Consider the following 12,620-nt stretch of genomic DNA (forward strand, 5'->3'; position numbering starts at 1 on the left):
TGGGAGTATTGTGCAAGCATGGGCTATGCACAAGATGAGGAACAGCACGACGATGAGAACAGAGTACACGATTCCTGCCCAAAAGCGGATGGTTCTTGGCAAAAAGGTCAAGCATCTGCGCACCCAGGGCCTGTTGCCCGCTACGGTGTATGGCCGTGGCATCGAGCCGGTTAGCATTCAACTCGATAGCAAAGCCTTCAATCTGATGTTCCGCCAGGCTGGGCGTACGTCGCTGATTGACCTCTTCATTGACGGTCAATTGATGTCGGTCTTTGTTCAGGATGTGCAGCGCCATCCGGTCAAGCGCGATATCCTGCACGTTGATTTCAAGGCCGTTGACCTCAAGCGTGTGATCCAGGTCGAAGTTCCGGTGATCGCGGTTGGTGAGTCACCCGTGATTGTGCGTGGCGATGCCCTGCTCAACCATGCCCTCCAGACGGTGATGGTCGAGGCGTTGCCCGCTGAATTGCCGCAGCACATTGAAGTCGATATCAGTGTCCTCGACCAGATGGACAAGAGCATTCACGCCGGCGACCTGGCCGCCTCAGGAACCTACAAAGTCCTTACCAGCGCCAATACCGTTGTCCTCTCCCTGACCCAGCTCCGTGCGACAACGGAGACCGAGGACGAAGCGGCTGTTGTTACCGAGCCGGAATTGATCCGTCGCCCACGGGGCGATGACGAAGAATAGTAGGTCTCTTCGGCTCACCGGGGTCAGTTCCGCTGGCCCCGGTGAGTTACTTCTGCTACCCGGTGTAGGTGCGCCCCTTCCAGACGACCCCGCGCCCGCTGCCGACCCGCCACATGCCCCATCCCGCGATCAAAAGATAGCTCATCATCCCCAAGGGCCAGAGCAAGCCGTACCATCCGCTGAGCCGGTAGAGCCGTCGGTAGAGCCATCCCCAGAGCAGCAGGCTTGCAACGAAGCTGCCTAGCCCCAACGCGATGATGCTCCATCCCAGGGTGTCTGACCCCAGGGCAAGGAGGGCGGCTCCGCTACCCATGATCCAGTAAGGCCCCAGCGCGAGGATGAATTGCCGTAGCGCGATCCAGCCCGAGCGCCTGCCCCCGCTGCGGTAGCCTGCGGCGGCGTTCTTCATCAGTCCCTCGGCGACTTCGCGGCCATTGTTGTACATCCGTACCCGCAGGTAGTCAAACCCTTCGCCACCCCCGAGCCGATACCCCGCTCGCCGTAGCGCCTGCGCAAGCTGCACATCTTCGAGGACTTCGTTGCGCACCGCCCCATGCCCGCCAATCGCTTCGTAGGCTTCGCGCCGGATCAGAATGCACGGCCCGTTGGCAAAAACTTGCTCGGGCCGCACCTTCGGATCTTCAAAGCGCTCGAATGGGTAGAGCGTGGTGATCATGCCGAGAAAAGGCGGCAGGATCACGCGCTCCCAGAAGGTGCCAAGTTCGAGCAAGGGCAGGACGGTGACGAGGTCAAGGTTCTTGGCGGTCGCGTAGCGCATCAAGACGCTGGTGAGTTGCGGCGCAGGCGCGGTATCGGCATCAAGATAGAGCAACCACTCGCCATGAGCCGTTTCGCCGAGTTGTTGACAGGCATTGCATTTGCCGACCCACCCGGCTGGCAACGGTTGCCCCGCCAACACACGTAACTTCGAGTTGGCGAGTTCGGCCAGACGCGCAGCGGTACCATCGGTCGAACCATCGTCAACTACGACCACCTCGAACTGCGGATAATCTTGTGCCAGTGCCCCGGCGACCGACCGCCCGATCGCCCGCTCTTCATTGCGGGCCGGGATTAGGATCGAGACCAGGGGCGCATCGGCGGGCAACGGCGCAGGCGCACGAAAACGAGGCTGGCGTCGCACCCGCCTCCAATCGCGCCAGTACCCCACCAGCAACAGGATCGTCAGGCCACTTGCAAGGGCAAAAAAGAACACCAGACACGCTACCCTTCGAGGCGGGGACGTTCTTGTTCCTGCTCAAACTGCGCAAGAACGTCATCCGGCAGATCCATCGCCGCCGCATCACCCTGGATCATATAATGAAAGTTACCAACCCCGACCGCACGCGTCAGCTGCGCCATCACCTTGTCCACATTATCGTAGGGGCCATTGACAAAAAAGGGCTTGCCATCCTCACTCCCTGTTGGCACCTCAACGCTACACGTCTCGGGTGACGTTGCCAGCAACAGCAACTCAGCCTGGGCAAAGATCGGGTCAGGCTTGAACCCTAGGTTGGCGGCATAATTCACGCCCGTAAAGATAATCTTGGCCACCAGATTGGGATCGGCGCGCTCCATTGGCCGCACCCCGAGCATATGCGCCCGCAGGCCGGCATTGTACTCGTTGACATCCTTGTGCAACTTGACCTGCGCACTCTTGACCCCCAGGCACCCGAGGTCAACCAGGAAACTTGCCGCCGCGATTTTGCCCGAGGTGGGCGAACGGCGCGCAAAGAGGATCGTCGTCAGTGCCCCTGGTTGTTCCCAACCCGTTGACAACAAGGCCTCATACACCGGCCAGTCGCGGGCAATCGCCATCCCGCCAACGGGCCTGGCCGCAAGCCCACCCTCAGCACCCGCTTTCTCACGTTTCTTCTTGCCCATACAATCCCTCACCCCAACGCGGCAACCGCATTGGTCACACTCTCGGCAGGCTTCACCTTGCGTGCTGCCTCAATCACGACACCGGCTTCATCAATCACAAAGTGCGAGCGCTCGATCCCCATATACTTCTTGCCATACATCGACTTCTCAACCCACACTCCATACGCCTCGGCGACCGTATGCTGGTCATCAACGAGCAACGTAAACGGCAGATTATGTTTCGTCTTGAACTTCTGGTGCGCCTTCACGCCATCGGGACTCACCCCGAGCACCACTGCATTCTTCGCCTCAATCGTCGGATACGTATCGCGAAAGCCACACGCCTGGGTCGTACAGCCCGACGTATCGTCTTTCGGATAGAAATAGAGGATCACCTTCTTCCCACGAAAATCCGACAACTTGACCGGCTCACCCGTCTCACTCACAATCTCAAAGTCGGGTGCCATCGCCCCGACCTGAACCTTCGGCTCAGACATTGTCCCCTCCTTGTAGAAGTGTGACCGACTCTCTCCATTTTACCTGAAATCGGGAGCAGAGGCGCAGAGGCGCAGAGAGATCTGACGCAAAGGCGCAAAGACGCAAAGAGATCTCTATACAGAACTTTGCGTCTTTGCGTCAAAACAGATCGCCCCTTCTTGCGACGGAACTTTGCGCCCTTGCGCCTTTGCGTCAAAAACGGGCTTGTTTCATGCAAAGGCGCGTAGCACCGGGGATGACACGCCATGCTATAATAGAGCCAGCAAGTTTGTGATGGGCCGCCGCTGGGGCAACCCAGAGGAACTTCCCGACTCCTTGCCCGCCTTCGGGCGGCAGGCTGCCCCGCGAAACCGCAAGCGGGGGCACCTGTGGGGCGACCTGCAGGTGACGCAAGACGGCAACAGCAAGCAATCCCGCCGATGGCCCAATAGGGCACAGGTAAGGGCTGAAACGGTTGGGGTAAGAGCCCAACGGCGTCGGCAGCAATGTCGGCGGCCAGGCGACTGCGCCAGTTGATGGGGAGCAAGGTGCGTGGGGCGGGCTCATCGGTGGGAGTATTGGCATGCCACGGCACGCCAATACGTATGTACCACCCCGCACGCTCGCATCGCAGCCCTGTGGGGCAGACCGGGTAACACCCGGCGCGCTACCAAGGGCCTCTGCCCTGTGCAGAGAGAGAGATGGCGGCATCGAACAGAATCGGGGGTACAGTCACAAACCTGAAACTCAAGGCGGGGCAACGCATGTGTTGCCCCGCCTTTAGATCATTCCATGGCAACAAATGACAAAATTTAACACAATGCTAACACTGCGTTAGCATTGCTAGAACATCGCCGTGCTACGATAAGGGAAAGGTGTGCTTTCAGACTCAATGCCGCAAGGGCCGCTTGCAAGCATCGGAAGGGTCTCAGGGAAGGCAAGCCCTCCCTGAAAACGCCCCACTCTATGCCGCAAGCGCCGCTTGCAAGCATTGAGCCCTGAGAAAATAAAGGAGAAAAGAATCATGTCATTTAATACAAATCGTTTTACCGAAAAATCTGCCGAGGCGATCATCGCTGCTCAGAATGCCGCCGAGCGTTCGGGCAATAGCGAGGTTCAGCCCGAGCATCTGCTCTATGCCTTGCTTGATCAGAGTGATGGGGTGGTGCCCCAGGTGCTTGCGAAACTCGGTCTGCCAATTGGGGCGTTGAAACAACAGGCAAATGTCGAAATTCAGCGTCTGCCCCGCGTCAGCGGTAGCAATGTGCAACCCCAGTATAGCTCGCGGTTGCGCAATGTGATCCTGCGTGCCCACGATGAACTGGCCGGGTTTGGCGATGAGTATGTTAGCACCGAGCATCTCTTGCTCGCGCTGCTTGATCATGCGGGTGGTGGAGCCGAGCGCTTGCTCAAGCAGGCCGGGTTGCGCCGTGAGACCCTGCTCGCAACGTTGCGCGAGGTGCGTGGGGCCCAGCGCGTCACGTCGCCCAACCCCGAGGGAACCTATGCCGCCCTTGAACAGTATGGCCGCGATTTGACCGAGCAGGCTCAGCGCAATAAGCTCGATCCGGTGATCGGGCGTGATGAGGAGATCCGACGCGTGATCCAGATCCTCAGCCGCCGTACCAAGAATAATCCGGTTTTGATTGGCGAACCGGGTGTTGGCAAGACGGCTATCGTCGAGGGCCTGGCCCAGCGCATTGTCCGCGGCGATGTGCCCGAGGCCCTCCGTGATCGCCGGGTGGTCTCGCTGGATCTCGGTGCGCTCATCGCCGGTGCCAAGTATCGCGGCGAATTCGAAGAACGCCTCAAGGCGGTACTCAAAGAGATCCAGGAGCGTGAGGATATCATCCTCTTTATTGATGAGTTGCATACGATGGTGGGAGCTGGTGCCGCCGAAGGTGCGATGGATGCGGGCAATATGCTCAAGCCGATGCTCGCCCGCGGTGAGTTGCATATGGTTGGCGCAACGACCCTGGATGAGTATCGCAAACATATCGAGAAGGATGCCGCCCTCGAGCGCCGGTTTCAACCTGTGGTCGTCGAGCAACCCGATGTCGAGGATACGATTAGCATTCTCCGTGGCCTCAAAGAGCGCTACGAGACCCATCATGGCGTGCGCATTACCGACGCCGCCCTCGTGGCCGCTGCGATGCTCTCGGATCGCTATATTTCGGATCGCTTCTTGCCCGACAAGGCAATTGACCTTATGGACGAAGCCGCCGCCCGCTTGCGGATGGAGATCACCTCTGATCCGCAGGAACTTGACGATCTCAAGCGGCGTATGATGCAGCTCGAGATTGAACGCGAAGCGCTCAAGCGTGAGACCGATCGCGCCAGCAAAGAGCGGCTTGAGCGGCTCGAGCAAGATCTGGCGAATCTGCGTGAGCAGCGCAATGGCGTCGAGGCACAGTTGCAACGTGAGCGGCAAGAGCTTGACCGCATCCAGGCGCTCAAAGAGCAGATCGAAGCGACCCGGGCCTCGATCGAACAGGCGCAACGCCAGTATGACTACAACCGTGCCGCTGAATTGCAGTATGGCACGCTGGCAACGCTCGAACGTCAACTAGCCGAGCTCGAAGCAACACTCGATGAGAGCGGGTCAAGCATGTTGCGTCAGGAGGTTCGCGAGCAGGATGTCGCCGAGATTATTGCCCGCTGGACAGGGGTGCCCGTTAGTAGGATGCTCGAAGGCGAGGTCGAGAAACTGGTCAATATGGAAGACCGCTTGCACCAGCGGGTTGTTGGGCAACACGAAGCCGTCTCTGCCGTTGCCAACGCGGTACGCCGCGCCCGCGCCGGGCTGCAAGATCCCAATCGTCCGCTTGGCTCGTTCCTCTTCCTTGGTCCAACAGGGGTGGGCAAGACCGAACTGGCCCGTGCGCTCGCCGAGTTTCTTTTTGATGATGAGCAATCAATGGTGCGCATTGACATGTCAGAGTACATGGAAAAACACACCGTTTCTCGCCTGATTGGTGCACCTCCTGGGTATGTTGGGTATGATGAAGGCGGCCAGTTGACCGAGGCCGTGCGGCGCAAGCCCTATTCCGTCATTCTGTTTGATGAAGTGGAAAAAGCCCATCCCGATGTCTTCAATATCTTGTTGCAGGTGCTTGACGATGGCCGTCTGACCGATGGGCATGGACGGGTGGTAAGCTTTAAGAATACGGTGGTGATCATGACCAGCAATATTGCCTCGGCCATGATCCAGGAGTTGACTCAGGCGAGTGCATCACAGACAACCATCCGTGAAGCAGTGCTCGACGAATTGCAGAGTGAACTGCGGCCCGAGTTTCTCAATCGCATTGACGATGTGATTGTCTTTCAGCCGCTTAGCCGTGAGCATATTGGGCAGATTGTTGAAATCCAGCTCGCACGGCTCCGCAAGTTGCTGGAAGATCGGAAACTTACATTGGAATTGACCAAAGCAGCCCAGGCAAAACTGGCTGCCGAGGGGTACGATCCGGTCTATGGGGCTCGGCCACTCAAGCGGGTTCTTCAACAGCGCTTGCAGAACCCACTGGCCCTTGAGTTGCTGAAAGGAGAGTATCGCGAAGGCGATACCATCCGTGTTGATAGTGTTGATCATGGTATGACCTTTCAAAAGGGTTGAGGAGAGAACGAATGATTCGTGAGCGGTACGCACATCAAATTGCTGGCCTGCGTGAAGACTTGCTGCGTATGGGCAGTATGGTCGAGCAGGCGCTACTTCGTGCCATTTATGCCCTTGAAACCTGGGATGTTGCCATTGCTGCGCAAATCATTCACGATGATGCCAGCATTGATGATGCCTGGCGCAGCCTGGAAGAGCGGACGATCCATTTGCTGGCAACCCAGCAACCCGTTGTCGCCAGTGATTTGCGCCTCTGTGCCGTCGTGACGGCAATCGCTGGCGAACTCGAGCGGATTGGCGATTATGCCAATAGCATTGCCAAACGGGTTCGCCAGGCTACCCGTCGGCCAGCCTTGATGACGCCTCCTCCACAAACCCAGGAGATGGGACGACTCGCGTTGCAAATGGTCAATACGAGTTTGCAAGCGTTCTTGTTGCAAGATGTCGATCTTGCACATGGTCTGGCAGCCAGTGACGAACGGGTTGACGAGTTAGAAGATCTCTTGCGCGCCGAGGTCATCGCAATCGCCAAAGGGGATCCAGTGCTCTTTGAAGCCGCCGTCGATATGCTTGACATTATTCATGCGCTCGAACGCTCAGCTGATCGGGCCACCAACATTGGCGAGCGGGTGATCTACCTGGCGACCAACAGTGTTGAAACCCTGAATTAAGACGAGCAATCGCCAGGGCACCCGCAAGGGGTGCCCCTACGGGGGCGGGGGGCGGGCCCGGTGTAGGGGCACCCCTCGCGGGTGCCTAGGGCGATTGCATCTTCCGTGTATGCACCCGCAAGGGCCCCCGCAAGGGCCCCCGCAAGGGGTGCCCCTACGGGGGCGGGGGGCGGGCCCGGCGTAGGGGCACCCCTTGCGGGGGCCCCACCCCGGTACGGGCACCCCTTGCGGGTGCCCCACCCCGGTACGGGCACCCCTTGCGGGTGCCCCACCCCGGTACGGGCACCCCTTGCGGGTGCCCCACCCCGGTACGGGCACCCCTTGCGGGTGCCCCACCCCGGTACGGGCACCCCGTTGTATCCGGTTTCGTATGATGCAATCGCCCTACAAAAAAGGCCAGCAATGCTGGCCTTTTTTGTCAGACTATGGTATCCTACCAATCACAAACGATCTTCGGGGCAGGGTGAAATTCCCGATCGGTGGTATAGCCCACGAGCGTGTTGCGAGGCACGCATGATCCGGTGAAACTCCGGGGCCGACGGTTACAGTCCGGATGTAAAGAAGATCCAGACAGGCGGTGTGCTTGCGCTGCTGTGTGTTGATGACGACATGATCAGTCCTTGGCTGATTGCTATGTCGTTGATCAAGGCTGCTACGTATTGACGTAGTGGCCTCTCTACAGATGAGCAAATCATCGCGCAACAGCATGGCTGAGTCTTCGACTCGGCGCTGTGTCTGGTCGATGTTTCCCCCCGAAGTGCATGGCACTCGGGGTTTTTTGTGTCCGATCAAGTCGGTTGTGCTCAGTGGGCAACAAGGTGGGGCCTCGCTTCATGCTCCCACTGGTCTCCCTTGACGCACCGACACAGATGTTGAAGAGGTTGATGATGCAACAAACATTGCCGATGCAGCGGAAGACTCCCGCAACACGTTCCTGGCCACGCTGGCGTCCTGACCTGCACTGGGTCGGCTTGCCAGTGACGGTCATGATTGGGTTGGTCTTCTGGCACCTCCTAGTGACGCTTGGCGGGTATCGCCCGTTCATTCTTCCAGGGCCGGCCCTGGTGGCCGAGCGGTTTGTGGCGACCGCTCAAAGCGGTCTGCTCTGGCAGCATACCTCGACGACGTTGGTCGAAGCACTTGGTGGGTTTAGCCTTGCGCTTGTCCTTGCGTTGACGCTTGGCTATGTCCTGGCGCATCTGCCCTGGCTCGACCGGGCCCTCTCGCCGGTGCTGGCGGCAAGTCAGGCGATCCCGATCATTGCGGTTGCCCCACTGGTGATCCTCTGGTTTGGCCCGGGCCTCACCAGTAAGTTGCTTATTGCGGCGCTGATCACGTTCTTGCCCATTCTGATTGCCACCGTTGTTGCGATTCGCTCGGTGCCCCGTGAACTCCGCGAGATGGCGCTGATCAGTGGCGCAAGTCGCTGGCAGATTTTACGCTATGTGGAAGCCCCGCTGAGTGTGCCGGTGCTCTTTGGTGGGATTCGTACCGGTCTCGCCCTCGCAACAACCGGGGCTGTTGTCGGTGAGTTTGTCGCTGGACGCGAAGGGCTTGGGGCGTTGATCAATATCGCCCGCGGCCTCTTTGATACGCCGCTGATCTTTGTTGCCCTGCTGACCCTTGCTTCAATTACGCTCAGTTTTTATCTTGTTGCAACCCTCATCGAGCGCTGGTTGATGCGCTGGGATCACGAGTAGTTCCTCTGGTTCTGGTTTCGTTTAGGGAGAGATCGAGTTTTTACTATGAAGTACGCAACCATTTTCGTCTTGCTCTTGTCGTTCCTGCTCGTTGCCTGTGGTGGTCAAGCTGCGGCACCCGTGATGCCAACTGCCGAACCGACGGCTCCTTCGGCTAGCGAAGCGCCCGCTCCGGCTCCAGAAGGATTGCGCCGCGTGACGCTGGCGATGTCCTATATCCCCAATATTCAGTTTGCACCCTACTATGTCGCCGCCGCCAAAGGCTATTTTGCCGAGGAAGGCCTGGAAGTCGTTTTTGACTATAACTTTGAGAATGATGTGGTGCAGCGCGTCGCTACCTGGCCGCAAGGTGATGTGGCCTTCGCAACAGCCTCTGGGACCTCGACCCTGCTTGCTCGTCAGCAAGGGCTTCCGGTCAAGACGGTGCTGACCCTCTACCAAGCTTTTCCAATTGTCTTTTTTGCCAAAACCTCAACCGGCCTGCAAGGCCCCGAGGATCTGCTTGGCAAGACGGTTGGCATTCCTGGCAATTTCGGTGAGAGCCTCTATGGGTTGCTGGCCGTGCGCTATGCCAATGATTTTGATGCGTCAGCCTTTGAAGTGCAAGAGATCGGCTTTACTCAGGCCCAGGCTGTACTCGAAGATAAGGTTCAGGTCGCCATGGGCTATGCCATGAATGAGCCGGTGATCCTGCGCCAACTCGGCGAAGAGGTTGATGTGCTGCGCGTCGCCGATGTCTATGATTTGGCCGCCAATGGCATTATTGTCAGCGAGCGCTTGCTGCAAGAAGAGCCGGCCCTCGTGCAGAGCTTTGTCACTGCCGCGATGCGCGGTTTGCAGGCGACCCTTGCCAACCCTGACGAGGCCTTTGAGCTGAGTCTGGATTATGTACCCGAGGCGATGCTTGGAGATGTTGAGGTGCAACGCCAGGTGTTGCTTGAGAGTCTCCCATATTGGTCGAGCGACGTAACCATGGCCAATGGTCTTGGCTATACCGATCGTGAGCTCTGGGTGGCAACCGAGCAGTTTATGCGTGAGGCCCAGTTGCTGGCTGGCCCGGTTGAGGTTGATGCCGCCTTTACGAACGAGTTTATCAAGCCCCTCGCTGATGCGAGTGGTTATTAAGCGCTTGTCATCTACAAGGGCTATGTGGTAAGCTAGAGCAAGGTGCCTTGATGACCCGCATGAGAAGGAGTTGAATCTATGAATCCTCGCCAGCTACAGCAGATGGCTCAGCAGATGCAGCGCGAGATGCAGAAGATCCAGGAAGAACTTGGTGTTACGATGGTTGAGGGAAGTGCCGGCGGTGGCGCCATTACGGTGCAGATGAATGGGCACCGTGAGCTCCAAGGCATTACGATCTCGCCTGAAGTCATTGATCCCGATGATGTCGAGATGCTGCAGGATCTGCTCATGGCCGCCTTCAGCGATGCCTCCAAAAAGGCCCAGGAGATGGCCGAAAAACGGATGGGGCCATTGATGGGCGGTATGAAGGGCATGCCTGGTCTCTTTTAATGCGACAAAAGTCAGCTATGCTGGCTTTTGCCACAAAGAACCTGGGGTTGGAAGCGCGTCCCTTCTGGAAACACTATCAGCTTCACTGGTAGCGTCTCCAGAAGGGAACAGTGTGCAGGGCATCAGCCCTCAGGAGCTTACCAATGACGTCGCGTAGCGAGAACCTCGTTGTAGAACCGGTGGCCCGGCTGATTGATGAGTTGGCTCGGTTGCCCGGTATTGGCCCCAAAACGGCGTCACGTTTGACGTTTTTTTTGTTGCGTGCCGAAGCCGAACAGACCCGCACCCTCGCTGAAGCGATCCTGGCGATGCGTGCTCAGGTGACCCTCTGTCGGCGCTGTTACAATATCACGGTTGGTGAGTTGTGTGCCGTCTGTACCAGCACGACCCGCGATCAGTCCAAGATCTGTGTGGTCGAGGAACCCCTTGATGTGCTGGCAATTGAGCGTACCGGGGCCTATCGTGGCCTCTACCATGTCTTGCACGGCCATATTGCCCCGCTTGAAGGCATCTATCGCGAGGATCTGAAGATTGATCAGTTGATCGCCCGTGTGCGGAGCGAGCCGATTGATGAGGTCATTCTGGCGATGAATCCGAATACCGAAGGTGAAGCAACCGCCTTTCTCTTGCTGAAAGACCTTGCCTCCCTGGGCGTCCGTATCACCCGCCCTGCGCGTGGCTTGCCCACGGGTGGTGATCTTGAATGGGCCGATCCCGATACACTCGGCTCGGCATTTGAAGGCCGCCGCGAATTGTAAAGGAGCCTGCATCATGAGCCTGCTTGATCTTCTCTATGAGGCTCTGGAAACGGTCGAGGGTGCGCGTTTTGCTGGTGTTGTCGGAACCGATGGCCTCGGCGTCGAGATGGTCTATGCCGATGATGATGATGAGTTTGACCTTGAACTCGCCGAGCTTGAATTGGCAACCCTTGCCGCCAATGCCGGGGCTGCTTCCAAGCGGATTGGCAGTGGGCGGGTCTATGATCTGACGGTCGAAACCGATGAGTTGACCTATCTGGCCTCGCTGGTGACCCCTGGGTATTTTGCCGTGCTCGGTCTCTATGCCGATGCAAGTCTCGATGGTGCGCGGGCAATCCTTGGTGAGCTCGTTGAGCGCATTCAGGTTGAGGTGTAAAGGGTAGATGTGATGAGAGTAGGTGCTGTTTTTCCTCAGATCGAAAGTGGGACTGATCCGGTCGCACTGCGGGATTATGCCCAGGCCGTCGAAGCCATGGGCTATACCCATCTCGTCATCTACGACCATGTCCTCGGGGCGAGTACGGCGACGCGCCCCGGTTGGACTGGGCCATATTCGAGCGAGTCGCTCTTTCACGAACCTTTTGTGCTCTTTGGGTATCTGGCTGGTCTGACCAGTACGCTTGAACTGGTCACGGCTGTTATCATTCTGCCGCAACGCCAGACGGCCCTGGTCGCCAAGCAGGCAGCCGAAGTTGACCTGCTCAGTGGGGGGCGTCTGCGGCTTGGGGTCGGGGTGGGTTGGAATGCGGTGGAGTATGAAGGGCTGAACGAGGCTTTTGGCAATCGCGGGGTGCGCAGCGAAGAACAAATTGCCTTGCTGCGCGCACTCTGGGCCGATCCGGTCATTGATTTTCACGGGCGCTGGCATACGATCAATCAGGCCGGGCTCAATCCGCTGCCACCACGGCGCAGCATCCCGATCTGGATTGGCGGCTACAGCGAAGTGACGCTCAAGCGCGTTGCTCAGCTTGGCGACGGCTGGTTCCCCTGGCGCCCACTGGACGACGAACTCCGCAGCCAACTCGAACGCCTGCACGGCTATATCCAGGCCGCCGGGCGCGATCCAGCCTCTATCGGCCTCGAACCCCAACTCTCCCTCGCCCGCCTCCCCGAGGCAACCTGGGAAACCTTCGTCCGTGACTGGCAAGACCTCGGGGCCACCCACCTCTGCATCAATACCATGGGCCTCGGCCACACGAGCCTCGACGCCCACATCGCAAGCCTCCGGATGATCAAAGAACGCCTCGGTTTCTAAAGGCACGCCCCCCTCAAAGGGTTGCACCACCATGATCAGGGCTGGCGCAAAGTCCCAGTAGGGTTCGATAGTGTCCGCAG

12 protein-coding genes and 1 riboswitch are annotated in these 12,620 nt (G+C 58.5%); of the genes, 9 read left to right on the plus strand and 3 right to left on the minus strand.

From position 1 onward, the window contains the following. Nucleotides 1–52 precede the first annotated feature (52 nt). Nucleotides 53–691, plus strand: a complete 639-nt coding sequence (locus tag A9Q02_RS18750) for a 50S ribosomal protein L25 (RefSeq protein ID WP_097654607.1) — start codon at nt 53–55, stop codon at nt 689–691. A gap of 55 nt (nt 692–746) precedes the next feature. Here the strand turns inward: A9Q02_RS18750 and A9Q02_RS18755 are convergent, their stop codons facing one another. From A9Q02_RS18755 to bcp, 3 genes are read right to left on the minus strand one after another with little or no spacing between them, the layout of a single operon-like run. Beyond that, nucleotides 747–1,904 carry a glycosyltransferase gene (locus A9Q02_RS18755; RefSeq protein ID WP_245860701.1) on the minus strand — a complete coding sequence of 386 codons (1,158 nt, stop codon included), beginning with the start codon at nt 1,902–1,904 and terminating at the stop codon, nt 747–749. Nucleotides 1,905–1,912: 8 nt separating this feature from the next. Continuing rightward, the gene (locus tag A9Q02_RS18760; RefSeq protein ID WP_097654609.1) at nt 1,913–2,572 is read right to left on the minus strand and encodes a hypothetical protein; all 660 of its coding nucleotides are present in this window, start codon (nt 2,570–2,572) and stop codon (nt 1,913–1,915) included. Between the two features lie 8 nt (nt 2,573–2,580). Next, on the minus strand, nt 2,581–3,048 hold the full coding sequence (bcp, locus tag A9Q02_RS18765) for a thioredoxin-dependent thiol peroxidase (RefSeq protein ID WP_097654610.1): 468 nt from the start codon (nt 3,046–3,048) through the stop codon (nt 2,581–2,583). Between the two features lie 1,004 nt (nt 3,049–4,052). On the opposite strand from bcp, the gene clpB reads away from it, so the two are divergent. The 8 genes from clpB (at nt 4,053) to A9Q02_RS18805 (ending at nt 12,540) form a co-directional block, all read left to right on the plus strand. Continuing rightward, the gene (clpB, locus tag A9Q02_RS18770) at nt 4,053–6,641 is read left to right on the plus strand and encodes an ATP-dependent chaperone ClpB (protein ID WP_097654611.1); all 2,589 of its coding nucleotides are present in this window, start codon (nt 4,053–4,055) and stop codon (nt 6,639–6,641) included. An 11-nt stretch (nt 6,642–6,652) separates the two neighbouring features. Further along, nucleotides 6,653–7,312: a phosphate signaling complex protein PhoU gene (gene phoU, locus A9Q02_RS18775; RefSeq protein WP_097654612.1), complete on the plus strand. Its 660-nt coding sequence runs from the start codon at nt 6,653–6,655 to the stop codon at nt 7,310–7,312. Nucleotides 7,313–7,757: 445 nt separating this feature from the next. Then, a riboswitch (FMN riboswitch) is annotated at nt 7,758–7,882 on the plus strand. 314 nt (nt 7,883–8,196) lie between these two features. Further along, the gene (locus tag A9Q02_RS18780; RefSeq protein WP_245860704.1) at nt 8,197–9,012 is read left to right on the plus strand and encodes an ABC transporter permease; all 816 of its coding nucleotides are present in this window, start codon (nt 8,197–8,199) and stop codon (nt 9,010–9,012) included. A 45-nt stretch (nt 9,013–9,057) separates the two neighbouring features. After that, nucleotides 9,058–10,137, plus strand: a complete 1,080-nt coding sequence (locus tag A9Q02_RS18785; protein WP_097654613.1) for an ABC transporter substrate-binding protein — start codon at nt 9,058–9,060, stop codon at nt 10,135–10,137. A 78-nt stretch (nt 10,138–10,215) separates the two neighbouring features. After that, nucleotides 10,216–10,527, plus strand: a complete 312-nt coding sequence (locus A9Q02_RS18790; RefSeq protein WP_097654614.1) for a YbaB/EbfC family nucleoid-associated protein — start codon at nt 10,216–10,218, stop codon at nt 10,525–10,527. Between the two features lie 143 nt (nt 10,528–10,670). Then, a complete protein-coding gene (gene recR / locus A9Q02_RS18795; RefSeq protein WP_097654615.1) occupies nt 10,671–11,285 on the plus strand; it encodes a recombination mediator RecR in 615 nt (204 codons plus the stop codon). 13 nt (nt 11,286–11,298) lie between these two features. Next, a complete protein-coding gene (locus A9Q02_RS18800; protein ID WP_097654616.1) occupies nt 11,299–11,661 on the plus strand; it encodes a hypothetical protein in 363 nt (120 codons plus the stop codon). A 12-nt stretch (nt 11,662–11,673) separates the two neighbouring features. Beyond that, entirely contained in the window at nt 11,674–12,540 is an 867-nt protein-coding gene (locus A9Q02_RS18805; protein WP_097654617.1) for an LLM class F420-dependent oxidoreductase, read from the plus strand. Nucleotides 12,541–12,620: the final 80 nt, after the last annotated feature.

The sequence above is a fragment of the Candidatus Chloroploca asiatica genome, from assembly GCF_002532075.1.
Taxonomy (GTDB): domain Bacteria; phylum Chloroflexota; class Chloroflexia; order Chloroflexales; family Chloroflexaceae; genus Chloroploca; species Chloroploca asiatica.

Excerpts from the sequence above, each read along its gene's own strand:
- A9Q02_RS18750 (WP_097654607.1), top strand. The coding sequence starts at position 53 with ATGAGAACAGAGTACACGATTCCTGCCCAAAAGCGGATGGTTCTTGGC.
- A9Q02_RS18760 (WP_097654609.1), bottom strand. The coding sequence starts at position 2,572 with ATGGGCAAGAAGAAACGTGAGAAAGCGGGTGCTGAGGGTGGGCTTGCG.
- bcp (WP_097654610.1), bottom strand. The coding sequence starts at position 3,048 with ATGTCTGAGCCGAAGGTTCAGGTCGGGGCGATGGCACCCGACTTTGAG.
- clpB (WP_097654611.1), top strand. The coding sequence starts at position 4,053 with ATGTCATTTAATACAAATCGTTTTACCGAAAAATCTGCCGAGGCGATC.
- phoU (WP_097654612.1), top strand. The coding sequence starts at position 6,653 with ATGATTCGTGAGCGGTACGCACATCAAATTGCTGGCCTGCGTGAAGAC.
- A9Q02_RS18780 (WP_245860704.1), top strand. The coding sequence starts at position 8,197 with ATGATGCAACAAACATTGCCGATGCAGCGGAAGACTCCCGCAACACGT.
- A9Q02_RS18785 (WP_097654613.1), top strand. The coding sequence starts at position 9,058 with ATGAAGTACGCAACCATTTTCGTCTTGCTCTTGTCGTTCCTGCTCGTT.
- A9Q02_RS18790 (WP_097654614.1), top strand. The coding sequence starts at position 10,216 with ATGAATCCTCGCCAGCTACAGCAGATGGCTCAGCAGATGCAGCGCGAG.
- recR (WP_097654615.1), top strand. The coding sequence starts at position 10,671 with ATGACGTCGCGTAGCGAGAACCTCGTTGTAGAACCGGTGGCCCGGCTG.
- A9Q02_RS18800 (WP_097654616.1), top strand. The coding sequence starts at position 11,299 with ATGAGCCTGCTTGATCTTCTCTATGAGGCTCTGGAAACGGTCGAGGGT.
- A9Q02_RS18805 (WP_097654617.1), top strand. The coding sequence starts at position 11,674 with ATGAGAGTAGGTGCTGTTTTTCCTCAGATCGAAAGTGGGACTGATCCG.